20 protein-coding genes and 1 riboswitch are annotated in these 22,823 nt (G+C 72.2%); of the genes, 6 read left to right on the forward strand and 14 right to left on the reverse strand.

From position 1 onward, the window contains the following. Positions 1-21 precede the first annotated feature (21 nt). From pgsA to ABZ794_RS13225, 3 genes are all read right to left on the reverse strand, one after another. Complete coding sequence (gene pgsA / locus ABZ794_RS13215) at positions 22-612, reverse strand: CDP-diacylglycerol--glycerol-3-phosphate 3-phosphatidyltransferase (RefSeq protein WP_030336827.1); 591 nt, start codon at positions 610-612, stop codon at positions 22-24. Between the two features lie 77 nt (positions 613-689). After that, a complete protein-coding gene (gene rimO, locus ABZ794_RS13220; RefSeq protein WP_210786490.1) occupies positions 690-2,198 on the reverse strand; it encodes a 30S ribosomal protein S12 methylthiotransferase RimO in 1,509 nt (502 codons plus the stop codon). A gap of 80 nt (positions 2,199-2,278) precedes the next feature. Continuing rightward, positions 2,279-3,202, reverse strand: a complete 924-nt coding sequence (locus ABZ794_RS13225; protein ID WP_210786488.1) for an ornithine cyclodeaminase family protein — start codon at positions 3,200-3,202, stop codon at positions 2,279-2,281. Between the two features lie 92 nt (positions 3,203-3,294). Next, positions 3,295-3,366: riboswitch (guanidine-III (ykkC-III) riboswitch) on the forward strand. Between the two features lie 60 nt (positions 3,367-3,426). Between ABZ794_RS13225 and ABZ794_RS13230 the strand changes: the two genes are divergently transcribed. Both ABZ794_RS13230 and ABZ794_RS13235 read left to right on the forward strand, forming a co-directional pair. Continuing rightward, complete coding sequence (locus ABZ794_RS13230) at positions 3,427-3,741, forward strand: SMR family transporter (protein ID WP_112586602.1); 315 nt, start codon at positions 3,427-3,429, stop codon at positions 3,739-3,741. An 82-nt stretch (positions 3,742-3,823) separates the two neighbouring features. Continuing rightward, positions 3,824-4,069 carry a hypothetical protein gene (locus ABZ794_RS13235; RefSeq protein ID WP_210786486.1) on the forward strand — a complete coding sequence of 82 codons (246 nt, stop codon included), beginning with the start codon at positions 3,824-3,826 and terminating at the stop codon, positions 4,067-4,069. 60 nt (positions 4,070-4,129) lie between these two features. On the opposite strand, the gene ABZ794_RS13240 is transcribed toward ABZ794_RS13235, so the two are convergent. Then, positions 4,130-6,589 (reverse strand): DNA translocase FtsK 4TM domain-containing protein, encoded by a 2,460-nt coding sequence (locus ABZ794_RS13240; RefSeq protein WP_357515658.1) that lies wholly within the window; start codon positions 6,587-6,589, stop codon positions 4,130-4,132. 113 nt (positions 6,590-6,702) lie between these two features. On the opposite strand from ABZ794_RS13240, the gene ABZ794_RS13245 reads away from it, so the two are divergent. Continuing rightward, positions 6,703-7,182 carry a YbjN domain-containing protein gene (locus ABZ794_RS13245; protein WP_210786482.1) on the forward strand — a complete coding sequence of 160 codons (480 nt, stop codon included), beginning with the start codon at positions 6,703-6,705 and terminating at the stop codon, positions 7,180-7,182. Positions 7,183-7,268: 86 nt separating this feature from the next. After that, positions 7,269-8,846: a YbjN domain-containing protein gene (locus ABZ794_RS13250; protein ID WP_357515772.1), complete on the forward strand. Its 1,578-nt coding sequence runs from the start codon at positions 7,269-7,271 to the stop codon at positions 8,844-8,846. Between the two features lie 62 nt (positions 8,847-8,908). Here the strand turns inward: ABZ794_RS13250 and ABZ794_RS13255 are convergent, their stop codons facing one another. The 5 genes from ABZ794_RS13255 to ABZ794_RS13275 form a co-directional block, all read right to left on the reverse strand. Then, entirely contained in the window at positions 8,909-10,597 is a 1,689-nt protein-coding gene (locus tag ABZ794_RS13255) for a ribonuclease J (protein WP_210786478.1), read from the reverse strand. Between the two features lie 52 nt (positions 10,598-10,649). Next, positions 10,650-11,576 (reverse strand): 4-hydroxy-tetrahydrodipicolinate synthase, encoded by a 927-nt coding sequence (gene dapA / locus ABZ794_RS13260; RefSeq protein ID WP_210786476.1) that lies wholly within the window; start codon positions 11,574-11,576, stop codon positions 10,650-10,652. 47 nt (positions 11,577-11,623) lie between these two features. Further along, the gene (gene thyX, locus ABZ794_RS13265) at positions 11,624-12,364 is read right to left on the reverse strand and encodes an FAD-dependent thymidylate synthase (protein ID WP_210786506.1); all 741 of its coding nucleotides are present in this window, start codon (positions 12,362-12,364) and stop codon (positions 11,624-11,626) included. 662 nt (positions 12,365-13,026) lie between these two features. Next, complete coding sequence (locus ABZ794_RS13270; RefSeq protein ID WP_238689765.1) at positions 13,027-13,635, reverse strand: DUF2752 domain-containing protein; 609 nt, start codon at positions 13,633-13,635, stop codon at positions 13,027-13,029. A 4-nt stretch (positions 13,636-13,639) separates the two neighbouring features. After that, a complete protein-coding gene (locus tag ABZ794_RS13275) occupies positions 13,640-14,869 on the reverse strand; it encodes a crosslink repair DNA glycosylase YcaQ family protein (protein ID WP_357515661.1) in 1,230 nt (409 codons plus the stop codon). Between the two features lie 79 nt (positions 14,870-14,948). On the opposite strand from ABZ794_RS13275, the gene ABZ794_RS13280 reads away from it, so the two are divergent. Then, positions 14,949-15,500, forward strand: a complete 552-nt coding sequence (locus ABZ794_RS13280; RefSeq protein WP_357515664.1) for a GNAT family N-acetyltransferase — start codon at positions 14,949-14,951, stop codon at positions 15,498-15,500. Here the strand turns inward: ABZ794_RS13280 and ABZ794_RS13285 are convergent. Continuing rightward, on the reverse strand, positions 15,399-16,673 hold the full coding sequence (locus ABZ794_RS13285; protein WP_357515666.1) for a glycosyltransferase 87 family protein: 1,275 nt from the start codon (positions 16,671-16,673) through the stop codon (positions 15,399-15,401). The two genes, ABZ794_RS13280 and ABZ794_RS13285, sit on opposite strands and share 102 nt — an antisense overlap. A gap of 35 nt (positions 16,674-16,708) precedes the next feature. Here ABZ794_RS13285 and ABZ794_RS13290 point away from each other — a divergent pair, with 35 nt between their 5' ends. Further along, the gene (locus ABZ794_RS13290; RefSeq protein ID WP_210784739.1) at positions 16,709-17,290 is read left to right on the forward strand and encodes a GNAT family N-acetyltransferase; all 582 of its coding nucleotides are present in this window, start codon (positions 16,709-16,711) and stop codon (positions 17,288-17,290) included. 118 nt (positions 17,291-17,408) lie between these two features. On the opposite strand, the gene ABZ794_RS13295 is transcribed toward ABZ794_RS13290, so the two are convergent. The 4 genes from ABZ794_RS13295 to ABZ794_RS13310 form a co-directional block, all read right to left on the reverse strand. Further along, the gene (locus ABZ794_RS13295; protein WP_357515667.1) at positions 17,409-17,879 is read right to left on the reverse strand and encodes a GNAT family N-acetyltransferase; all 471 of its coding nucleotides are present in this window, start codon (positions 17,877-17,879) and stop codon (positions 17,409-17,411) included. A 121-nt stretch (positions 17,880-18,000) separates the two neighbouring features. Further along, a complete protein-coding gene (gene dapB / locus ABZ794_RS13300) occupies positions 18,001-18,768 on the reverse strand; it encodes a 4-hydroxy-tetrahydrodipicolinate reductase (protein WP_357515669.1) in 768 nt (255 codons plus the stop codon). Between the two features lie 107 nt (positions 18,769-18,875). After that, positions 18,876-20,273 carry a pitrilysin family protein gene (locus ABZ794_RS13305; RefSeq protein ID WP_210784736.1) on the reverse strand — a complete coding sequence of 466 codons (1,398 nt, stop codon included), beginning with the start codon at positions 20,271-20,273 and terminating at the stop codon, positions 18,876-18,878. Between the two features lie 47 nt (positions 20,274-20,320). Beyond that, positions 20,321-22,711: a polyribonucleotide nucleotidyltransferase gene (locus ABZ794_RS13310; RefSeq protein WP_357515671.1), complete on the reverse strand. Its 2,391-nt coding sequence runs from the start codon at positions 22,709-22,711 to the stop codon at positions 20,321-20,323. Positions 22,712-22,823 lie beyond the last annotated feature (112 nt).

Consider the following 22,823-nt stretch of genomic DNA (forward strand, 5'->3'; position numbering starts at 1 on the left):
TAGGAGCACCTGGGCAGGGGGTCAGCGGGGGCGGCGGAGGCGGAGGGCCTGGGCTATGTAGTCGAAGCCGGTGGCGACCGTGACCAGGACGGCGGCGGCCATGATCCAGGGGCCGACGGCGGCGAGCGCGGCCGGCATCGGCCAGAGGTACCAGGCGATGGCGAGGATCTGGAGCGCGGTCTTGACCTTGCCGCCTCGGCTGGCGGCGATAACGCCGTGCCGGATCACCCAGAACCGCAGCCCCGTGATGCCCAGCTCGCGGACGAGGATCAGCGCTGTCACCCACCAGGGCAGTTGGTCGTACCAGGAGAGCAGCACCAGCGCCGCGCCGGTCAGCGCCTTGTCGGCGATCGGGTCGGCCACCTTGCCCACCGACGTGACCAGCCCGAAGCGGCGGGCGATCCAGCCGTCCACCAGGTCGGTCGCCGAGGCCACCGCGAAGATCAGGCAGGCCGCCATCCGCCAACCGGCGTGGGTCATCCCCGACATGATCACCGAGGCGGCGAAGACCGGCACCAGCACCAGCCGCAGGGCGGTCAACGCGTTGGCCGCGTTGACGACGGGCACCACGGCCACCACCCGGCCCGGCGTCGACTCCGTCGCCCCGGTCACCGCCGGACTCCGCTCGGGCCGCCGTGGCGTTCCCGGCACCGCACCACCTGGGTCCCCCGCTCCGCTCGGGCCCGCCGTCACCGTGCCGCGCCGGGCGCCGCCGAGATCATCTCATCCGGCACAGCGAGCAGGTCCACCCCTTCGGTGCCGGTCACCGTTGCGCGTACCAGATCGCCCGGGCGCAACGCGGCCAGGTCGACCCCGCCCTCGGCCGGGGCGACCAGGGTGGTGGAACCGTCCACCTCGGGCGCCTGGTGGGCCGCCCGGCCCTCCACGACGCCGTCCTCGATCGAGTCGACAAGCACCTCGACTGTCGAGCCGAGCCGGTCTTCGGCCCGCTGCGAGCAGAGCTCGTCGGCGAGGGCGCTGAGCCGGTCGTAGCGCCGCTTGATCGTCGCGGCGGAGACCTTGCCGGGCAGCCCGGCAGCCTCGGTGCCGTCCTCGTCGCTGTAGTCGAACATGCCGATCGCGTCGAGCCGGGCCTCGGTCAGGAACCGGACCAGCTCGTCGACGTCGGCGCGGGTCTCGCCGGGGAAGCCGACGATGAAGTTGCTCCGGGCGCCCGCGTCCGGGGCCAGGGCGCGGGCACTCGCCAGCAGCTCCAGGAACCGGTCGGTGGAGCCGAAACGCCGCATCCGGCGCAGCACCGGCTCGCTGGAGTGCTGGAACGACAGGTCGAAGTACGGCGCCACGCCCGGGGTGGTGGCGATCGCCTCGACCAGACCGGGCCGGGTCTCGGCCGGCTGAAGGTAGCTGGCCCGCACCCGGACGATGCCGGTCACCGCGGCGAGCTGCGGCAGCAGCTTCTCCAGGGCGCGCGGGTCACCCAGGTCCTTGCCGTACGAGGTGGAGTTCTCGCTGACCAGCACCAGCTCCCGTACGCCGGTCTTGGCCAGCCACTCCGCCTCGGCGAGCAGCTCGTCCGGGGTACGCGAGACGAAGGCCCCCCGGAAGGCCGGGATGGCGCAGAACGCGCAGCGACGGTCGCAGCCGCTGGCCAGCTTCAGCGAGGCCACCGGGCCGGTGTCGAGCCGTCGGCGCAGCACCTGGCGCAGGTGTGCCGGGGTGTGCTCATCGGTGTCGACGACGGTGCGGGTCACAGTGCCGTGGCCGGGCAGAGACACCTTGCTGTCGCGGCGCTGCACCGGAGTCAGCGGCAGCAGCTCGCGCCGGTCCCGTGGGGTGTGCGCGGTGATCTGCTCGCCGGCGACGACGGCGTTCAGCCGGGCGGCGATGTCGGGGTAGTCGTCGAAGCTCAGCACCGCCTGGGCCTCGGGCAGGCTGTCGGCCAACTCCCGGCCGTACCGCTCGGCCATGCAGCCCGCGGCGACCACCTTGGCGCCCGTTCCGGCGGCGGCGAGCAGAGTCTGGATCGAGTCCTGCTTGGCCTTCTCCACGAAACCGCAGGTGTTGACGACCACCACGTCGGCGCCCTCGCCGTCGGTGGTCACCTGCCAGCCGTCGGCGTGCAGGCGGGCGGCCAGCTCCTCCGAGTCGACCTCGTTGCGGGCACAGCCCAGGGTCAGCAGGGCGACGCGACGGCCCTCGGCGTGATCAGCGGGAGAAGGAGAGGTGGCAGACACCATCCGAGGGTACCGGGCCGGCCGGGTAACCCCACGCACGCGGGCTGCGGAGACGGTCGACACCGAGGCGAACGTCATTCCGGTCAGCGCGCCTCGGCGCCGACCCGGGTCAGCGCGTCGAGCAGGAACACCTCGGTGCCGGCCAGGCCGGTGGAGCAGAAGACGGAGATCTGGTTCGCCGTGGTCCGGCCGGGAACCGCGCCGGCCAGGATGCCGCCCAGGTCACGCAACCGCCCGGCGTACGGGGGTGTGGCCGCGAGCATCGGCGGCTGGTAGTCCGCCGCCTGGGCCGGTGAATCGGTGACCAGCAGGTCGGCGGTGTCCAGCAGGTCGGTGCCGAACTCGCTGCGGTCGCGCTGCTTGAAACCGACCGCGTTGACGTGCGTGCCGGGGCTGAGGTCGGCGGCGCAGAGCACCGGGGTCGGGCTGGTGGTCGCCAGCACCACCAGGTCCCGCCCGGCGACGGCCGAGCCCGGGTCGGCCACCGCCCGGGCCGGCACGCCCAGTTCGGCACGGACCCGGGCGGCGAACGCCTCCCGGCGAGCGGCGGAGCGGCTGTGCACCACCACCTCGCGCAACGGACGGACCGCGGCGGTCGCCCAGACCTGGGTCCACGCCTGCCGGCCGGAGCCGATCACCGCGAGGGTGGCGGCGTCGGGACGCGCCAGCGCGTCGACAGCGAGGCCCCCCAACCCTCCGGTACGACGGGAGCCCAACTCCTCGCCGACCGCGACCGCCCGGATCGCCCCGGTCCGGGCGTCGTGCAGCACCACCAACTGCTCGCCCTGCGGGTGACCGAAGGTGTCGTACGAGCGGAAGCCGTACCACTCGCCGACCAGGTGCCCGGCGGTGAGAACCATCCGCCCGCCGCCCAGCGGTGCGGCGGCCCGGGGCGGCGCGATCAGGCGCCCCTCGTACGCGGCCAGGAGGGCGGCGCGCATGGCGTCGACAGTGGTGGCGGCGTCCAGCGCGGCGGCGACCTCCGGGTCGGCGTAGAGCATGGTCATGGTGGCGATACTGCAAGTTGAAGTCAGGTGGAGGTCAACGGACCGTGGTGGTGGTCACGGCCCCGCCACCCGGGGCCGGTGCTAGCGTCGGCACCGGCGGCCGGATGCTCGTGGCCGCTCCGGACGAGTGGTGGGCGTACCCGGTCAGGCCAAGACGCCCCGCGTGACGTGCAGACTCGACTCGTCCCGGCGCGGCAGCCCGGGCGCTTCCGGTGAGGTGAACGATGGCCTGGCTCGTACTGGTGATCTCGGGACTGTTGGAGACGGCCTGGGCGATCGCCCTGGACCGCAGCGCCGGCTTCAGCCGGCTGGTCCCGTCAGTGGTGTTCGTGGTGACCCTGCTGCTGAGCATGGCCGGGCTGTCGTACGCGCTCCGGGACATCCCCGTCGGCACCGGCTACGCGGTGTGGGTCGGCATCGGCGCGGTCGGCACCGCGCTGGTCGGGATGCTGGCGCTCGGCGAGTCGGCGAGCCTGCCCCGGATCCTCTGCCTCCTGCTGGTGGTCGCCGGCGTGATCGGTCTCAAGATCTTCCACTGAGGCGCCCCGTCGGCAGGCGTGGCCGGCGCCCACAGTGGGTAGTGATCGATTCGTCACGACAGGCTCTCACCCGGAGGAAGACATGGCCGACATGCCGAGCACCGCCCGTCCCCGCAGCAACGCCGCCCGCATCCTCACCATCGTGGGCTTCGTCTTCGCGGTCCTGGCCCTGCTGCTCAACCCGATCATCTTCGGCGTGCTCGGCGTCATCGCTGGCGTCGTCGGCGCGGTGCTCGGTGACAAGCCGCTGGGCTGGTACGCCGCCGCGGCCAGCGTCGTCGCCGCGATCATCAGCCTGGTGGTCTTCGCCGCGCTGATCAACAACTGACCACTCCCCCCGTCGCGGGCCCGTCGGATTCCGGCGGGCCCGTCGTGCGTCGGGGGTCGGTCAGTCCACGTCGCCGCGCAGGCCGGTCAGGACCTCGTCCAGCTCGTCCGGCTTGACCAGCACGTCGCGCGCCTTCGACCCCTCGGACGGCCCGACCACTCCCCGGGTCTCCATCAGGTCCATCAGGCGGCCCGCCTTGGCGAAACCGACCCGCAGCTTGCGTTGCAGCATCGAGGTCGAGCCGAACTGCGAGGTGACCACCAGCTCCACCGCCTGCACCAACAGGTCCAGGTCGTCGCCGATGTCCTCGTCGATCTTCTTCTTGTTCTCCTGCGCCGGGGCCAGCACGTCCTTGCGGAACTCCGGCTCACGCTGGTCCTTGCAGAACTTCACCACGTCGGCGATCTCGCGCTCGGTGACCCAGGCGCCCTGGATCCGGACCGGCTTGGAGGCGCCCATCGGCAGGAAGAGCCCGTCACCACGGCCGAGCAGCTTCTCCGCGCCCGGTTGGTCGAGGATGACTCGGGAGTCCGCCAGGGAGGAGGTGGCGAACGCCAGCCGGGACGGCACGTTCGCCTTGATCAGACCGGTCACCACGTCGACCGAGGGGCGCTGGGTGGCCAGCACCAGGTGGATGCCGGCGGCCCGGGCCAGCTGGGTGATCCGGACGACCGAGTCCTCCACGTCGCGCGGCGCGACCATCATCAGGTCGGCCAGCTCGTCCACGATCACCAACAGGTACGGGTACGGACGCATCTCGCGTTCGCTGCCCGGCGGTGCCGTGATCTCGCCGCTGCGGACCTTGCGGTTGAAGTCGTCGATGTGCCGGACCCCGTTGGCGGCGAGGTCGTCGTAACGCATGTCCATCTCGCGGACCACCCAGTCCAGCGAGTCGGCCGCCTTCTTGGCGTTCGTCACGATCGGGGTGACCAGGTGGGGAATGCCCTCGTAGCCGGTCATCTCGACCCGCTTCGGGTCGATCAGCAGCAGCCGCACCTCGTCCGGGGTGGCCCGGGTGAGGATGGACACCAGCAGGGTGTTGAGGCAGCTCGACTTGCCCGCGCCGGTGGCCCCGGCGATCAGGATGTGCGGCATCTTCGCGAGGTTGGCCACCACGTAGCCGCCCTCGATGTCCTTGCCGAGCGCCACCACCATCGGGTGGTGATCGCTGGTCGCCGCGCGCGAGCGCAGCACGTCGCCGAGGGCCACGTTCTCCGGGTCGGTGTTCGGGATCTCCACGCCGACGGCGCTCTTGCCCGGGATCGGGCTGAGGATCCGTACGTCCGGTGACTTCACCGCGTACGCGATGTTGCGGGACAGCTGGGTGATCCGCTCGACCTTGACGCCGTGCCCCAGCTCCACCTCGTAGCGGGTGACGGTCGGGCCGCGGGTGAAGCCGGTGACGGCGGCGTCCACGTCGAACTGGTCGAACACGCCGGTCAGCGCGGCGATCACCTCGTCGTTGGCCTTGCTGCGGGTCTTCGCGGCCGCCCCGGCGCTGAGCATGTTGGCCGGCGGCAGGGTGTAGTCCCCGGACAGCCCGGTCAACGCGAGCTGCTCGGCCCGGGTCGGGGCGGGCGAGTGCTCCGGCGGGTCGACCGGCGGCTTGCGGCTCGCCGGCACCTTCGCCGGAGACTTGCGCGGCAGCACCATGGTCTCCTGGAGGTCCGCGCCGTCCAGGTCCTCGAAGTCGTCCGGGTCCAGTGGCGCGGGCATCCGCTTCGCCGGTCGCTTGCGCGCCGGCTTGGCGGCCACCTCGTCCGCCTCCTCATCCGCCTCCGGTGCGCCGACCAGCCCACCCGCGAGCAGGCCCAGCCGCTCCGGGATCTTGTTGATCGGCGTCGCGGTCACCACGAGCAGACCGAAGAGCAGAAGCAGGATGAGCAGCGGCACCGCCACCCAGGCGGTGACCGCCCGCTCCAACAGCCCGCCGACGCCCGCGCCGACCAGACCGCCGGCGAAGTCACGCTCCAGCGGGTCGGCCGGGTCCTGACCGATCTGGAGCAGCGCGGCGGTCGACACCAGCAGCGACCCCCAGCCGATCAACCCACGGCCCCGGTGCTCCGGATCGGCCGGCTGACGCATCAACCGCCATGCCCCGATCATCAGCAGCACCGGAACGACGACCGAGATCGCACCAAGGAACAGCCGGATCGTGTCGGCCAGTCGCGCGCCCACCGGCCCCGCTCCGGACAGCCAGAGCGCCACGGCGGTGAGCAGGGCGAGCCCGAACATGAGCAGCCCGGCACCGTCGCGGCGGTGCTCCGGGTCGAGGTCGCGGGCCGAGGCGGCCTGCCGGCCGGCGGCGCGCACCGCCCAGCCCATCCCGTGCGCCAACCCCATCCACAGTGCACCGACCGCACGACCGACGTAGACCGCCGGTCCGGGCCGGGACGGCGTGGTGCGACGTCGGACCGGTGCCCGGGTGGTCTTCTTCGCCGGTTGACGGGCACGACTGTTGGTGCCACCGCGCGGCGACGCGCCGCGTCGCCGGCTCGCCTGAGAGGTACGGCCCGCCATAGAGTCACGGTAACGGTGGGGCCGGGCAGAACCCCGCTTTTCCGGGTCGTGTCCGCGCGTCGTAACACGAACCCCACCGCCGGTCGTGATATCCGCCTCAGAAGGGATGCCCCATGGCGTCGCCGGAAATCGAAGGCGATCCGGACGATCCGCTGGCCGGGCACCCTGGCGCGCTGCGTCCGCTGACCGGTGAACTGGTCGCCGCGGTCCTCGCTGCCCGTGGCCGGTCCGTCGGCCCGACCCCGGACGGCGAGCTGGTGGGCCACTTCGACGACAACCTGATCTGGTTCCTGCGCGTCGGCGGGGACGGGGAGCTGCTCCAGATCCGCACCATGGTCGATCCGACCTTCGGCATCGAACGGGTGCCCGACCTGTACGCGTTCTGCAACTCCTGGAACCACGACCGGCTCTGGCCCAAGGCGTTCGTCCACGTCGCCGACGACGGTCGGGCCCGGGTGTACGGAGAGGTGATCACCGACCTGGAACGCGGCGTGACCCCACACCAGCTCGACCAACTGCTCGACTGTGGCATCTCCACCGGCTGCCAGCTGGCCGTGGCGGTTCGTCGACTGCCCGGCGCGGTGCCGTCGTGACCGGCCGGGACGAGTTCACCGGCAGCCGCACCGGCACGACACCCACCGGCTCCGGTGACCGCCTCGCGCGGGGCCGCGCACCGGCGCTGGAGACCGCGCTCGCCGCGGCCCGGGACCTCCCCGACGGCCCGGCCCGGCAGGTGGCCCTGGAGCGGCTCGCCGAGCGCGCCGACGCGGCCGGCGACGTCCGGTCCGGGATGGACGCGCGGTTCGCGTTGATCGAGGCGTACCTGCTGCACGGGGAGCGGTGGCGTCTGGTCGAGCCGGTCCGGCGCTGCCGGGCCGCCGCCGACCACCGGCCCGACCTCCTCACCGAGACGGAGGCCGGGCTGCTGCTGCGCTACCAGCGGTACGCGGTGGAGGCGCTGCTCGGCACCCCCCGGGTCGGGCTGGACCAGACCCGGTCCCTGCTGCACGACCTGGCCCACCGCGTCGGCGCGGATGGCCCGGACACACCGACCGTCGCGGAGCTGCACTGCCGGATCGCCGATCATCTGGGCGACGAGCCCACCGCCCGACACTGGTACGAGCGATGGTCCGGAAAACGGCCGGGCCCGGCCGGCGGCTGCCCGGGCTGCGCCTCGGCACGGCGTGCCGAGCTGCTGGCCGGCTGGGGCGAGTGGCATGCCGCGGTCAGTGAGCTCGGGGAAACCGACGGCGACCCGCAGTCCTGCACCGACCAGCCCGAGCGGGACCTGGTCGCCGGTCTACTGCCGGCACTGCGCACCGGCGAGCCGGCGCGGGCGGCGACGTCGCACGTGCGGGCGTACCGCCGGCACCGGCGGGAGCGCGCGGCGTTCCCGCACCTCGCCGCGCACCTGCGGTTCTGCGCGCTGGGCGGGCACCTGGAGCGCGGGCTGGCCATCCTGGCCGAGCAGCTTCCCCGGTTGGACCGGCCGACCGACGATCTCGCCGCCATGGAGTTCGCCGCCGCCGGGGCGCTGGTCTGCGGGCTGGCTGCCGAGGCAGGGCTGGGCGGGCGGACGATGCCCCGGCCGGCGTACGGCGAGCGGACGGCCACCGAGTTGGACGTCGCCACCCTCGGGGCGCTGCTGCTCGGGATGGCCAACGAGTTGGCCGGCAGCTTCGACGCCCGCAACGGCACCGGGCACCACTCCGGACGGATGGCCGCCTGGCTGGCCGAGCGCCCGCTAGCGGCGCCGGTTCCGCTACCCACCGACGACGAACCTGACGAGCCCGACGCCGACTGGTCCGACCTCCAGGCCGACGCCGACGCCGAGCCCGAGCTGGGCGAACGCGAGTTGTCGGCGCTCTCCCTCGGCATGATCACCGAAATCTTGGACGGGCGCGGCGACCGGTACCTGGTGGACGAGGGCGAGACAGTGGTCGGCCACTGGGAGGGGGCGGTGATCCAGTTCCGGCGGGCCGGTGAGCGCGGCGAGGTGCTGCACGCCCGTGCCATGGCCAACCGCCGGCTGCCGGCGGCCCGCCGCGCCGAGGCGTACGCCTTCTGCAACGCGTGGAACCACGACCGGCTACTGCCCAAGGCGTACGCGCACGACCTCGGCGACGAGTTGGTGCTGGCCGGCGACGTGGCCACCGACCTGGCGCACGGGGTCGCCCCGGCGCAGCTACGGGTCCTCATGGAGGCCGCCATCGCCACCGGCATCGCGTACGCCGAGGCCGTCGCCGCGCTGCCCTGACTCCCGGATACGGCTGACGCCGGCCCACCCCGTTCAGGTGGACCGGCGTCAGCGGGAGTTGCTCAGACCTCGACGACGGTGGGAACGATCATCGGCCGACGACGGTACTTGTCGTTGACCCACCGCCCCACGGTCCGCCGGACGATCTGCTGAAGCTGGTGCGGGTCGGTGATGCCGTCCGCCGCGGCCCGGTTGAGCGCCTCGGTGACCAGCGGCACCACCGGGTTGAACGCCTCCGGGTCCTCGGAGAAACCCTTCGCGGAGAGCGTCGGGCCGGCGACCACCTTGCCGGTGACCGAGTCGACGACCACTGTGGTGGCGATGAAACCGCCGTCACCGAGGATCCGCCGTTCGGTGAGCAGCGACTCGCTGACGTCACCCACGGCGAGGCCGTCCACGTAGACGTACCGGCTCTTCACGTGCCCGACCAGGGTGGCGCGGCCCTCGACCAGGTCGACCACGTCGCCGTCCTCGCAGATCACCACCCGGTCGGCAGCGACCCCGGATTCGATGCCGAGCCGGGCGTGGGCGCGCAGGTGACGCCACTCGCCGTGCACGGGCATCAGGTTGCTGGGCCGGACCACGTTGAGCAGGTAGAGCAGTTCCCCGGCGGGGGCGTGCCCGGAGACGTGCACCTTGGCCACGTCCTTGTGCACGACCACCGCGCCGGCCCGCGCGAGCCGGTTGATCACCCGGTAGACCGAGGTCTCGTTGCCGGGCACCAGGGAGGAGGCCAGCACGACCGTGTCACCGGGGGCGATGGTGATGTGCCGGTGGTCGCCGCTGGCCATCCGGCCCAGCGCGCTCATCGGCTCACCCTGGGAACCGGTGGACATCAACACGATCTGCTCCGGCGGCAGCGTGGTCGCCTCCTCGATCCCGATGACCAGGCCGGCCGGGATGTTGAGCAGGCCGAGGTCCCGGGCGATGCCCATGTTGCGGACCATGGACCGGCCGATCAGCGCGACCTTGCGACCGTGCTCGGCGGCGGAGTCGAAGACCTGCTGCACGCGGTGCACGTGCGAGGCGAACGAGGCCACGATGATCCGACCCTTGGCCTTCGCGAAGATCGAATCGAGCACCGGGCCGATCTCCCGCTCCGGGGTGACGAATCCGGGGATCTCCGCGTTGGTGGAGTCGGACAGCAGCAGGTCGACGCCTTCGGCGCCGAGCCTGGCGAAACCGGCCAGGTCGGTGATCCGGCCGTCCAGCGGCAGCTGGTCCATCTTGAAGTCGCCGGTGTGCAGCACCAGGCCGGCGGGGGTGCGGATGGCCACCGCGAGGGCGTCCGGGATCGAGTGGTTGACAGCGAAGAACTCACACTCGAACGGGCCGAGCCGCTCGCGGCCGCCCTCCCGCACGGTCAGCGTGTACGGCTGGATCCGCCGCTCGGCCAACTTCGCCTCGACCAGGGCGAGGGTGAACTGTGAGCCGACCAGCGGGATGTCGGGCTTGTGGGCGAGCAGGTACGGCACCGCGCCGATGTGGTCCTCGTGACCGTGCGTCAGCACGATCGCCTGGACGTCGGCCAGCCGGTCCAGGATCGGACCGAAGTCGGGCAGGATCAGATCCACACCCGGCTGCTCGACGTCGGGGAAAAGCACCCCGCAGTCGACGATCAGCAACTTGCCGTCGTACTCGAAGACGGTCATGTTCCGACCGATGGCGCCGAGCCCGCCGAGCGGGATGATCCGCAGGCCACCTTCCGGCAGCGGCGGGGGTAGCTCCGCCTCGATGTGCGCCTCGGTCACGCGTCCACCTCATTCTGCGACGCCGTTACTCGACGTCCATCGTGTCGTTCGTTCATTCGGGCAGCTCCAGGCCCGCTGCCGCGAAGTCCGCGCGCAGCTGGGCGATCTCGTCGTCGGTGGCGTCCACGAGCGGGGGTCGCACCGGGCCGGCCGGCAGGCCCAGCGACGCCAGGCCCGCCTTCACCAGGATGGTGCCCTGGGTACGGAAGATGCCGGTGAACAGCGGCAGCAGCCGCCGGTGCAGGGCCAGCGCGGTCGGCATGTCCCCCGCGTCGTACGCCTCGATCATCTGTGCGGTCAGCGCCCCGGTGAAATGCGTCGAGGTGCCGACCACGCCCACGCACCCGACGGCCAGCGCCGGCAGGGTGAGGGCGTCCTCGCCGCTGTAGAAGGCGAGGGTGGTCCGGCTGGTGACCCAGCTGGTGGCGGTCAGGTCGCCCTTGGCGTCCTTGACCGCGACGATCCGGCCGTGTTCGGCGAGCCGGACCAACGTCTCGGTGTCGATCGGCACGCCGGAGCGGTGCGGAATGTCATAGAGCATCACCGGCAGGCCGGTGGCGTCGGCCACCGCTGTGAAGTGTCGCAGCAACCCGCTCTGCGGCGGCTTGTTGTAGTACGGGGTGACCACCAGCAGGCCGTGCGCACCCGCCTTCTCGGCGGCGGCGGCCAGCTCGATGGTGTGCCGGGTGTCGTTGGTGCCAACGCCCGCGACCACCTTGGCGCGGTCACCGACGGCCTCCACCACGGCTCGGATCAGGTGTTCCTTCTCCACGTCGGTGGTGGTCGGCGACTCGCCGGTGGTGCCATTGACCACCAGCGCGTCGTTGCCCTGCTCGTCGACCAGGTGGCTCGCCAGCCGGGCGGCGCCGTCGAGATCGAGGGAACCGTCGGGGGCGAACGGGCTCACCATGGCTGTGAGCAGCCGGCCGAACGGGCGGGACGCCGGTCGGGCCGCGGCGTCGAGGTGGTCGTGCGTCATACCCTCCAACCTAGCGGACGACCAGCCGAGGCCCGCCGGGGAAGGGCTCAGGACGCCTCGTGCGGGCTGGCCGCCACTTCGGTGCCGTCCGGCAGGGTGGTGATCACGAAGTCGGCGAACACGTTCGGGGCGACCCCCTGGAGCTGGCGCAGGCACTCCACGGCCAGCTCACGGATCTCCACGTCGGCGTGCTCGGTGGCCCGCATCGCCACGAAGTGCCGCCAGGCCCGGTAGTTGCCGGAGACCACGATCCGGGTCTCGGTGGCGTTGGGCAGCACCGCGCGGGCCGCCTGCCGGGCCTGCTTGCGGCGCAGCGTCGGGTTGGGCTCGTCGGAGAAGCGCTGCTCGAGGCCCTCCAGCAACTCGGTGTACGCCCGAACGCTCGCCTCGGCGGCCTCCACGAACTTCTTGTGCAGCTCCGGGTCGTCGGCGATGACGGCCGGCTCGACCATGGCCGCGTCCCGCTCCGGGACGTAACGCTGCGACAGCTGGGAGTACGAGAAGTGCCGGTGCCGGATCAGCTCGTGGGTGAAGGAGCGGGACACCCCGGTGAAGTAGAAGGTGACCGACCCGTGCTCCAGCACGCTCAGGTGGCCCACTTCGAGGATGTGCGCCAGGTAGCCGGCGTTGGTGGCGGTCGCCGGGTTCGGCTTCTTCCACGACTGGTAGCAGGCCCGACCGGCGAACTCGGCGAGCGCCTGGCCGCCCTCCGCGTCGGTCGACCACGGCACGTCGTCCGGGGCCGCGAATTGGGTCCACGCGATCAACTTGACCTGGGGCTGCACCATGTCCGGCATTCCTGGGACTTTAGTGGTGGGGTGCCGCCCGACCCAACTCAGGCGCGCCCCGTGCAATGTCGATCACTCAGCCAGCGCCGAACCCGCCGACGCACCAGGCCGACAGCCTGGGGGCGTCGGCCGGGTGCCGGGTGCCGGGTGCCGGGTGCCGGGGATCGTCGTCGGGGCCGGGGCGGACAGATCCATCGGCGTCCTTTGGAGCTGAATCGTTGGCGACATCACCCCCGGCGGGTGGGCCGCCCGAGCCGGCGACCGAGGCCCGAGCGACCGGGGCCCGAGCGACCGGGGCCCGGGCGGTTCGGCAGCCGCTGCACCCGCAAGATCAGGCAACATCCTGGATGTAGTGGCATCGATCGCGCCCGACTCCACTACATCCAGGATCGAGCGCGCTCTTACATCCAGGATCGAGCGCGCTCTCGGGGCCAGGTACGTCGGCCGTCGTGCGCCCCGGACTCGGGTGGGCGCCGGAGGAGGCCCGTGATGTCGTAAACGAATCAGCTCCAAAGGACGCTCGAACAACGCATGCCGGTCGCACCCGGGCACCGGCCCGTCGGGCGGCGGCAGGTCGCGCACTGGCGCGCCAGGCAGCGGCGCGTCAGACGGCAGCACAGCGGGGCGAGGCGGGGCGGGCGGGGCGGGGCGGGGCGGGGCGGTCAGACGTAGAGCGAGGTGAACGGCGCCCAGGGCAGGTTGCGAAGCACCGAGAAGGCCAGCCACGCGGCCAGGAAACCGCCGATGACCTTCGAGCTGATCCGCAGCTCGGGCAGTCGCCACCCGAACGCCTGGTTCCCCGCCCAGGCCACGAAGAGGTACGCGAGGAACGGCAACGCGAAGACGAACAGGAAGTGGTGCCGGGCGGCGGCCGGCAGGTCGCCGTGCAGCACGTACCAGAGCGCTCGGGTGCCACCACAGCCCGGGCAGTCCAGCCCGGTGGTCAACTTGAGCAGACAGGTGGGCGCGGCGTCCGGGTCGGCGTAGGTCGGGTTGCTGAGCAGCGCGTAGCTCATGCCGACGGCGACGCAGCCGACCGCGGCCAGCGGCACCGCCCAGCGCGGGGAACGCTCGTAGAGCCGCAGCACGAACCGGGTGAGCCGGTCCGGCTCAGGCGCCGGGTAGCCACCCGGCGGTGTCGTCGGCCAACCCTCCGGACCCGCGCCACCGTAATTGAGGCCACCGGGAGCCGTGTCACCGTCGGCCGGCGCCGTGTGGACCGCGCCGGGGGCTGGGTGCGGCTGGTCGACCGGTCCGGGAGCGCTCGTCACGCGCTCACGGTACACCGGAGACGCCGGCCAACGCGGCGGTGAGCGGACCGGCCAGATCGCCGGCTGCCGGCGGGGCCACCGCGTCCAGGCCGAGCCAGCCGGCGAGGCGGTACAGCTCGGCGGCGAGCGCGACCGCGGTCTCCCCCGGGTCGGCGCCGGGTTCGAGCCAGGCGGCCGGCACCAGCAGCACCCCGGCCTTCCGATCGGCCTTCAGGTCGACCCGGGCGGTGAACCGGTCGCCCTGCAGGAACGGCAACACGTAATAGCCGTAGACCCGCTGTGGCGCCGGGACGTAGATCTCGATCCGGTAGCTGAAGTCGAACAGCCGCTCGGTGCGGGCCCGTTCCCAGATCAGCGGGTCGAAGGGGCTGACCAGTGTGTTGCCCCGCACCCAGCGGGGCAGCCGGGCGGACGTGTGCAGCCAGGCCGGCTGTCGCCAGCCCGCCACGGTGACCGGCACCAGCTCACCGGCCTCGGCCAGCTCCGCGACGGCCTGTCGGGCGCCGGCCAGCGGTAACCGGAAGTAGTCGCGCAGCTCCGGCTCGGCGGCGACCCCTAGGGACCGCGCGGCGAGGGCCACCAGCGTCCGGTACGCCTCGGCGTCGGTCGGGGTGGGCGCGGCCAGCACCCTCGCGGGCAGCACCCGCTCGGGCAGGTCGTAGCGGCGGGCGAAGGAGGTGCTGCGCTCGGCGGCGGCCACCTCCCCGGCCCAGAACAGGAACTCCAACGCTCGCTTGACAGCCGACCAGTTCCAACCCCAGTTGCCGGTCTCCCGGGGCGCGTCGTGCTCGATCTCGGCGGCGGTCAGCGGCCCCCGGACGGCCACCTCGTCCCGGACCCAGGCGACCAGCTCCGGCTGCTCCTGGGCGATCCGCCGCATGCCGCCCCAGGATTCGCTGTGCGCCCTGGCCATCCGCCAGCGCAGCATCGGGTGCAGCTCCACCGGGACCAGCGACGCCTCATGGCCCCAGTATTCGAACAGCTCACGGGGGCGCCGGTAGGCGGCCTGGTCGAGCAACGTGGTCGGGTAGGGCCCGAGCCGGCTGTAGAGCGGCAGGTAGTGCGCCCGTTGCAGCACGTTGACCGAGTCCATCTGGATCAGCCCGACCCGACCCAGCACGCGACGCAGGTGCCGGCGGGTGGGCACGCCAGTGGGCGCCGGGTCGGCGAAGCCCTGGGCGGCGAGCGCCACGCGGCGGGCCTGGGCGAGCGAGAGCGATTCCGGTGCGATCATCGTCGGCGACCTTAATTCATCGGTACGACGCCGGTGCGGGAAGCTGGACGCGACGACCAACGGGGCATAGAACGGTGCAATGCTGACCATCCGTCGGGAGGAGCCGGACGACGCCGAGGCGGTCGCCCGGGTACACGTGCACGGCTGGCAGGCGGGCTACGCCGGCTTCATGCCCGACGAGGTGCTGGGGCGGCTCAACGTGGTGGCCTGGGCGCAGCGTCGTCGCGACGTCGGCACCGCCGATCCGGAGCACCCGTTCATCACCCTGCTCGCCGAGGTGGGCGGGTTGGTCGTGGGCTTCACCACCTTCGGGCCGTACCGCCGCAACCAGGACCGGGACGACCTGGACCCGACGGTCGGCGAGGTGGTGGCGCTCTACGTGGAGCCGGCCCACTGGGGTGACGGGACCGCTGCGGCGTTGCTGGACGCCGCCCGCAGCGGGCTCACCGAGCGGGGCTGGGCCGGCTACCGGGCGTGGGTGCTGGCGGACAACCGGCGGGCCCGGCGGTTCTGCGAGCGCGCCGGCCTGTCAGCGGACGGTGAGCGGTCGACCTACCAGGTGCCGCTGGCCGGTGGGGGCGCGCCGGTCGGGCTGGTCGAGCTGCGGTACGCCGGACGTCTCGACCGCTGACCCGTTCGGGGTCAGCCACCGGCGGATCGGCAGGAAGGCCAGCAGCGCCAGACTGACCCACACGTAGGCGTTGCTGCCCAGGAAGCCGTCGACGCCGGTGAAGTCCTTCTCCCAGAGCCAGACGGTCCGGCTGATCAGCAACGCGTACCCGATGGTCGCGGCGAGCAGCAGGACCTGCCGTCGGCGGCCGGCCGGCGCGGCCAGCGCGTTGTCGACCAGCAGGATCAACGCGGGCAGCAGCCAGACCAGGTGGTGCACCCAGGTGACCGGGCTGACGAGGCACATCACCGCGCCGGTCAGCGCCAGGCCGGTCGCCTCGTCGCCGGCCGCGACGGCGGCCCGGGACCGCCAGGCCCAGAGCGCCAGGGTGCCGAGCACCAGCACCAGCCACAGCAGGGTGCTCGGGTGCTCCGGGTCGAGCCGGGCGACCACCCCGCGCAGCGACTGGTTGGAGACGAAGGCCAACTCGCCCACCCGTCCGGTGTTCCACAGCGCCTCGGTCCAGAACTCCCGCGAGGCGTCCGGGAAGAGCGCGGCGGCCAGCAGCGACACCCCGGCGGCGGTGCCGCTGGCGGTGAGCGCCGCCCGCCACCGCCCGGTCACCAGCAGGTAGACGATGAACACGCCAGGGGTCAGTTTGATCGCCGTGGCGAGGCCGATGCCCACCCCCGTCCACCGGTTGCCGGCCGGCAGCAGCCGCAGCAGGTCCACCGCCACCAGGAAGAGCAGCAGCGTGTTGACCTGGCCGAAGTTGACCGTCTCCCGCATCGGTTCGAACGCGGCGGCCAGGCAGAGCGCCACGGCGAGGGCGAACCACCGGGTCCAGCCGGCGCGGCGGGCGATCGGGTCGACCAGCCACCAGATCAGCACGGTGGTGGTGGCCACGCTGGCGAGCACGCTCACCACGATCGCGGCCGTCCACGGCAGGTACGCCATCGGCAGCATGACCAGCGCGGCGAACGGCGGATAGGTGAAGCCGTACTGGGTGCCCGGCTTGAGGTAGTCGTAGATCTCCCCGCCGTCGTGCACCCACCAGGTCAACGCGCCGTAGTAGACCTTCAGGTCGAAGAACCCGTGCCGGACGGCGGCGACGGCGAGGAACCCGGTGACCGCCGCGGCGAGCACCACCACCCCGACGACCTGCGCGGTCGTCCTGTTGGCACCCTGCGCCACCGTCGTCTCCCTCGCCCTGCGTAGGCTTCCGTCCCATGGCTCTCGGGTACGTCCGCCCGGCGCGTCCCGAGGACGCCGGCGAGATCGCACGCATCCAACTCGCGACCTGGCGGGTCGCGTACCGCCGGATCCTGCCTCGGCATGTGCTCGACAACCTGGACGAGGCGTTCCTCGCCCGGCGGTGGAGCGCCGCGGTGCTGGAGCCGCCCTCGGGCGCGCACCGGGTGCTGGTCGCCGTCGAACAGGCCGAGCAATCGTATCTGGTGGGGTTCGCCGCCTCCGGCCCGGCCGACGCCGAGGCGTTGGCCCCGGGTGAGCCGGCCGACGCGCTCGGCCCGGACGTGGCGGCGGTGACCGACCTGCTGGTGGAGCCGCGGTGGGGCCGGCGCGGGCACGGCAGTCGACTGCTCGCGGCCACCGTCGACCTGTGGCGGGAGGACGGGATGAGTCGGGCGGTGGCCTGGGCGTTCGACGGTGACGAGGCGACCCGCAAGTTCCTGACCAGCACCGGGTGGGAGCCCGACGGCGCGGCCCGGGCGCTGGACGTCGACGACATGCTGGTGCCTCAGGTGCGCCTGCACGTGGGCGTGCCGACCGAGAAGGTACCGGCCGAGTGAACCGCTGTGGCGGCCCCGACGCGGGTCAGACCCAACAGCCCGGCGATCTAGCGGTTTCGGTTGTTGAAATGCGGGAGATGCGCCTTGTTCCGCGACAGAAAGTGCAAGATCGCGGGGTTCAGGGGGTTCGTTCGGCGATCAGTTCGTCGTCGTCCATGGCACCGGTGGGGTGGAAGCCCACGGAGGTGTAGAGGGCTGCGGCTCTGGTGTTGTCGGGGTGGTACGACAGGCGGACCGGGGGGTTGCCGGCCCGGGCCGCCAGCCAGGGGGCCAGCGTCTGCACGGTGGCCCGGCCAACGCCCTGGGCCTGCTCGGCCGCGTCGATCAGCATTCCGCCGATCCAGTGCGAGCCGTCGTCGTCCACGCCCCACATGACGTGGCCGACGACGGTCTCGTCGGCGTACACGGCCAGCGAGTTCCACACCTCGGAGCGCATGCTGAGCAGCAGATAGCGCGCGCCCAGCGCGGCCACGAACCGGCGCTGGTCGTCACGCGGGGCGACGTCGGCCACCGCCCGCCAGTTGTCGTCGTCGACCGGCCGCAGCGTGACTCGCCGCCCGGCCCGGTCCAGGTGTCCCGCATCGATCATCCGGCGGATGCTACCCGGCCCGCGCCCGTAGATCTTGGACACTTTCCGTCAGCGCGGAACGGAATACTGCGCTGGGCGGTGTTGTGGGCTGGTCGGCGGGCGGACGCGGAAGAGGGGCCGGTCAGTCGAGCAGGGCGTCCAGGCCGACGGTGAGGCCGGGGCGGTTGCGCACCGCGCGGACGGCCAGCAGCACACCCGGCATGAACGACACCCGGTCGTACGAGTCGTGCCGGATGGTCAGCGTCTCGCCGGTGCCGCCGAACAGCACCTCCTGGTGGGCGACCAGACCGGTGGCGCGCACCGCGTGCACGCGTACCCCGTCGATCTCGGCGCCGCGCGCACCCGGCACCTCGTCCTTCGTGGCGTCCGGGACCGGGCCGAGCCCGGCCTCGGCGCGGGCCCTGGCGATCTGCCGGGCGGTGTGGGTGGCGGTGCCGCTCGGGGCGTCCAGCTTGCGCGGGTGGTGCTGCTCGATGATCTCGACGGACTCGAAGTGTCGGGCGGCCCGCGCGGCGAACTGCATCATCAGCACCGCGCCGATACCGAAGTTCGGGGCGATGACCACGCCCACCTCGGGCTTGTCGGCCAGCCAGCCGCGCACCTGCTCCAGCCGCTGCTCCGTGAAGCCGGTAGTGCCGACCACAGCGCTGATGCCCTGCTCGATGCACCACTGGAGGTTGTCCATGACGACGTCCGGGGTGGTGAAGTCGACGACCACCTCGGCGGTGGAGACGGCGGAGCGGCTGTCGCCCTGGTCGATCGCCGCGGTCAGGGTGAGATCGGCGGCGGCGTCGATCGCCTTGCAGACCTCGACGCCCATCCGGCCGCGCGCACCAAACACGCCGACCCGCAGCTGCTGGGCCGGGGTCTTTCCCTGCTCGTCAGTCACGGGGCACAACCTATCCCAATCGGGACGGGCCCTTCCGGCCGGATCGGCTGTGCTCCACCGGCCGGGACGCCAGACCGGGGCACCTCGACCGGGCCGAGCGGCAGACCTCAGACCGCGAAGTCGCCGGCGCCGAACGGGCCCACCACGGCCAGCGACATCGGCCGGCTGAGCAGCTCGGCGGCGAGGACGTTCACGTCCTCCACGGTGACCTCGTCGACCCGGCGGAGCAGCTCGTCGACCGGCATCAGGTCGCCGTAGAGCAGCTCACCCTTGGCCAGCCGGCTCATCCGGGAACCGGTGTCCTCCAGGCCGAGCACGAACGAGCCCTTGCTCATCCCCTTGCCCCGGGCCACCTCGGCCTCGGTCAACCCGTCGGCGGCCACCCGGGCCAGCTCGGCGCGGGTCAGGGCCAGCACCTCGTCGACCTTGCCCGGCGCGCACCCGGCGTAGACGGCGAACAGGCCGGTGTCGGCGTACTGGCTGGCGTAGGAGTAGACCGAGTACGCGAGGCCACGCTGCTCGCGGATCTCCTGGAACAGGCGGCTGGACATGCCGCCGCCGAGCACGTTGTTGAGCACCCCGAGGGCGAACCGCCGGTCGTCGAGCCGGTCGATCCCGGGGCAACCGAGGATGACGTGTGCCTGCTCGGTCTCCTTCGGCTCCACCACAGTGGTCACCGGCTTGGTGCGTACCGCCGGGGTCGCCGCGCGGTGCGGCGCCGGGCTGGCCGGGTCGCTGTCCAGCGGGGTGCCGCGCACGGCCTGACGGACCAGCTTGACCACCGCGGCATGGTCGAGGTTGCCGGCGGCGGCGATGACGATCTGCGGCGCGGTGTAGCGACCCCGGTAGAAGGTCTGGATCTGCCGCCGGGTCATCGGGGTGACGGTCTCCGCGGTGCCGGAGATCAGCCGGCCCAACGGGTGATCGCCGTAGACGGCCTGGACGAAGAGGTCGTGCACCTCGTCACCCGGCTCGTCGTCGTGCATGGCGATCTCCTCCAGGATCACGCCACGCTCGGTCTCGACGTCGGCCGGCTCCAACAGCGAGTCGGCGACCAGGTCGCACATCACGTCGATCGCCAGCGGTAGGTCCTCGTCCAGCACGCGGGCGTAGTAGCAGGTGTATTCCTTCGTGGTGAAGGCGTTGGTCTCGCCACCCACCGCCTCGATCTGCGAGGAGATCTCCAGTGCGGTGCGCTTGTGGGTGCCCTTGAAGAGCAGGTGCTCGAGGAAGTGCGCGGCACCGGCCTGCGGGCCGGTCTCGTCCCGCGAGCCGACCGCCACCCAGATGCCGAACGAGACGCTGCGCATCGCCGGAATCGCCTCGGTGAGGACGCGCAGACCGCTGGGCAGCACGGTACGACGTACCGTGCCGCCCAGCGGGTCGTCGCTGAGCGTCCGGGTCACCGCGCGGGCGGTGCCGCCGGAGCGGCCCGCCCCGGTGTCCCGAGACGGGGCCACCCCCCGTCGATCCGGTGGAAACGGCGCGCTGATGGCCCGACTCACGACTTGCTCCCGGTTCGACGAGGGGTGGGTGATGCGTTGTACGACGGTCAGCTGTGCCGGGTCCGACGGCGCGGACGCTCGCCGCCCTCGCCACCCTCGCCGCCGCCGCCGTTGCCGCCCTCGCCGCCGCGCTCCGGGCCACGACCGCCACGGTCGCCGCCACGCTCACGGTCGCCGCGGTCACGCGGAGCCCGGTCGCCCCGGTCCCGACCAGCCGGCCGGTCGCCAGCGGCGGCCTCACCGGCGGCCGGAGCCTCGGTGCCCTCCGGGCGGACCTTGTCGAGGTAGATCTTGCCGCGGGCGTCGATGTCCGCGATCTCGACCTCGACCCGGTCACCGACGTTGAGGAAGTCCTCAACGCGCTCGACCCGCTTGCCGTCGCCCACCTTGGAGATGTGCAGCAGGCCGTCACGGCCCGGCAGGAGCGAGACGAACGCGCCGAACGCGGCGGTCTTGACCACAGTGCCGAGGAACCGCTCGCCCTGCTTCGGCAGCGTCGGGTTGGCGATGCCGTTGATCCGGTCGACAGCCGCCTGGGCCGACGGGCCGTTGGTGGCGCCGACGTAGATCGTGCCGTCGTCCTCGATGGAGATCTCGGCGCCGGTCTCGTCCTGGATCGCGTTGATGGTCTGCCCCTTCGGGCCGATCACCATGCCGATCTTGTCCACCGGGATCTTGACGGTGGTGACCCGCGGCGCGTAGTCGGACATCTCGGCCGGAGCCTCGATCGCCGCCTTCATGACCCCGAGGATGACCTGCCGGGCCTCGTTCGCCTGCTGCAACGCGGCGGCCAGCACGTCCGACGGGATGCCGTTGAGCTTGGTGTCGAGCTGGAGCGCGGTGACGAACTCCGGCGTGCCGGCGACCTTGAAGTCCATGTCACCGAACGCGTCCTCGGCACCGAGGATGTCGGTCAGCGTCACGTACTGGGTCTTGCCGTCCACCTCGTCGGAGATGAGCCCCATCGCGATGCCGGCGACCGGCGCCTTCAGCGGGACGCCAGCGGAGAGCAGGCCCAGCGTCGACGCGCAGACCGAACCCATCGAGGTGGAGCCGTTGGAGCCGAGCGCCTCCGACACCTGCCGGATGGCGTACGGGAACTCCTCGCGCGACGGCAGCACCGGGATCAGCGCGCGCTCGGCGAGGGCGCCGTGGCCGATCTCGCGACGCTTCGGCGAGCCGACCCGGCCGGTCTCACCGGTCGAGTACGGCGGGAAGTTGTAGTTGTGCATGTAGCGCTTACGGTTCTCGGGGGACAGCGTGTCCACCATCTGCTCCATGCGGAGCATGTTCAGCGTGGTGACGCCCAGGATCTGGGTCTCGCCCCGCTCGAACAGCGCCGAACCGTGCACCCGGGGCAGCACGCCGACCTCGGCGGTCAGCGAACGGATGTCGCGCGGACCACGCCCGTCCATGCGGACCTGCTCGCGCAGCACGCGGTTGCGCACCTCGGACTTGGTCAGCGACCGGAAGGCAGCGCTGAGCTCCTTCTCCCGACCCTCGAACCGAGCGCCCAGCTCTTCGGCAACCCGGGCCTTGACCCGGTCCAGGGCCTCCTCGCGGTCGGCCTTGCCGGCGATGGTGATCGCCTCGGCCACGTCGGCGCGGGCCAGCTCGGAGACGGCGTCGTACACGTCGTCCTGGTAGTCCAGGAAGACCGGGAACTCGGTGACCGGCTTCGCGGCGACCTCGGCCAGCTCGCTCTGCGCGCGGCACAGCTCACGGATCGCCGGCTTGGCGGCCTCCAGGCCGCTGGCGACGACCTCCTCGGTCGGGGCGGTGGCACCGGCCGAGATGAGGGCGACGGCGTTCGGGGTGGCCTCGGCCTCGACCATCATGATCGCGACGTCGCCGTCCTCGAGCGTGCGGCCGGCCACGACCATGTCGAAGGTGGCGCGAGCCAGCTCCTCCAGGGTCGGGAAGGCGACCCACTGGCCGTCGATGTGGGCGACGCGGGTCGCCCCGATCGGGCCGGAGAACGGCAGGCCGGAGAGCTTGGTCGACATCGAGGCGGCGTTGATCGCCACGACGTCGTACGGGTGCTGCGGGTCGAGCGCGAGGATGGTCTCGACGACCTGGACCTCGTTGCGCAGGCCCTTGACGAAGGACGGGCGCAGCGGCCGGTCGATCAGCCGGCAGGTGAGGATCGCGTCCTCGCTGGGCCGACCCTCACGGCGGAAGAACGAGCCGGGGATGCGGCCCGCGGCGTACATCCGCTCCTCGACGTCGACGGTCAGCGGGAAGAAGTCGAACTGCTCCTTCGGGTGCTTACCGGCGGTCGTGGCGGAGAGAACAACCGTCTCGCCCAGCTGGGCGATGACGGAACCGGCGGCCTGGCGAGCCAGCCGACCGGTGGAGAAGGTGATCTCGCGGGTGCCGAAGGACCCGTTGTCGATCACGGCGGTGCGGGATTCGGTGCCGAGTTTGGTCTCGGTCATGTGCTGTCGTGCTCCTTCGCGTCGTGGGCCCACGACATCGGGGAGCTGCTCAGCCGGCCGGTCTTCGATCGAAGCGCCCGGGTGGCCGGCATGATGCCGGGGTTCCCGGGGG

Origin of the sequence: Micromonospora sp. NPDC047187 (assembly GCF_040643355.1) — a bacterium.
GTDB lineage: Bacteria > Actinomycetota > Actinomycetes > Mycobacteriales > Micromonosporaceae > Micromonospora > Micromonospora salmantinae.

What these genes read in the sequence shown, in the direction of transcription:
- ABZ794_RS13230 (WP_112586602.1), top strand. Translation starts at nt 3,427, where the DNA reads ATGGCCTGGCTCGTACTGGTGATCTCGGGACTGTTGGAGACGGCCTGG.
- ABZ794_RS13235 (WP_210786486.1), top strand. Translation starts at nt 3,824, where the DNA reads ATGGCCGACATGCCGAGCACCGCCCGTCCCCGCAGCAACGCCGCCCGC.
- ABZ794_RS13275 (WP_357515661.1), bottom strand. Translation starts at nt 14,869, where the DNA reads ATGATCGCACCGGAATCGCTCTCGCTCGCCCAGGCCCGCCGCGTGGCG.
- ABZ794_RS13310 (WP_357515671.1), bottom strand. Translation starts at nt 22,711, where the DNA reads ATGACCGAGACCAAACTCGGCACCGAATCCCGCACCGCCGTGATCGAC.
- ABZ794_RS13225 (WP_210786488.1), bottom strand. Translation starts at nt 3,202, where the DNA reads ATGACCATGCTCTACGCCGACCCGGAGGTCGCCGCCGCGCTGGACGCC.
- rimO (WP_210786490.1), bottom strand. Translation starts at nt 2,198, where the DNA reads ATGGTGTCTGCCACCTCTCCTTCTCCCGCTGATCACGCCGAGGGCCGT.
- ABZ794_RS13240 (WP_357515658.1), bottom strand. Translation starts at nt 6,589, where the DNA reads ATGGCGGGCCGTACCTCTCAGGCGAGCCGGCGACGCGGCGCGTCGCCG.
- ABZ794_RS13245 (WP_210786482.1), top strand. Translation starts at nt 6,703, where the DNA reads ATGGCGTCGCCGGAAATCGAAGGCGATCCGGACGATCCGCTGGCCGGG.
- ABZ794_RS13290 (WP_210784739.1), top strand. Translation starts at nt 16,709, where the DNA reads ATGGCTCTCGGGTACGTCCGCCCGGCGCGTCCCGAGGACGCCGGCGAG.
- dapA (WP_210786476.1), bottom strand. Translation starts at nt 11,576, where the DNA reads ATGACGCACGACCACCTCGACGCCGCGGCCCGACCGGCGTCCCGCCCG.
- ABZ794_RS13280 (WP_357515664.1), top strand. Translation starts at nt 14,949, where the DNA reads ATGCTGACCATCCGTCGGGAGGAGCCGGACGACGCCGAGGCGGTCGCC.
- ABZ794_RS13295 (WP_357515667.1), bottom strand. Translation starts at nt 17,879, where the DNA reads ATGATCGATGCGGGACACCTGGACCGGGCCGGGCGGCGAGTCACGCTG.
- thyX (WP_210786506.1), bottom strand. Translation starts at nt 12,364, where the DNA reads ATGGTGCAGCCCCAGGTCAAGTTGATCGCGTGGACCCAATTCGCGGCC.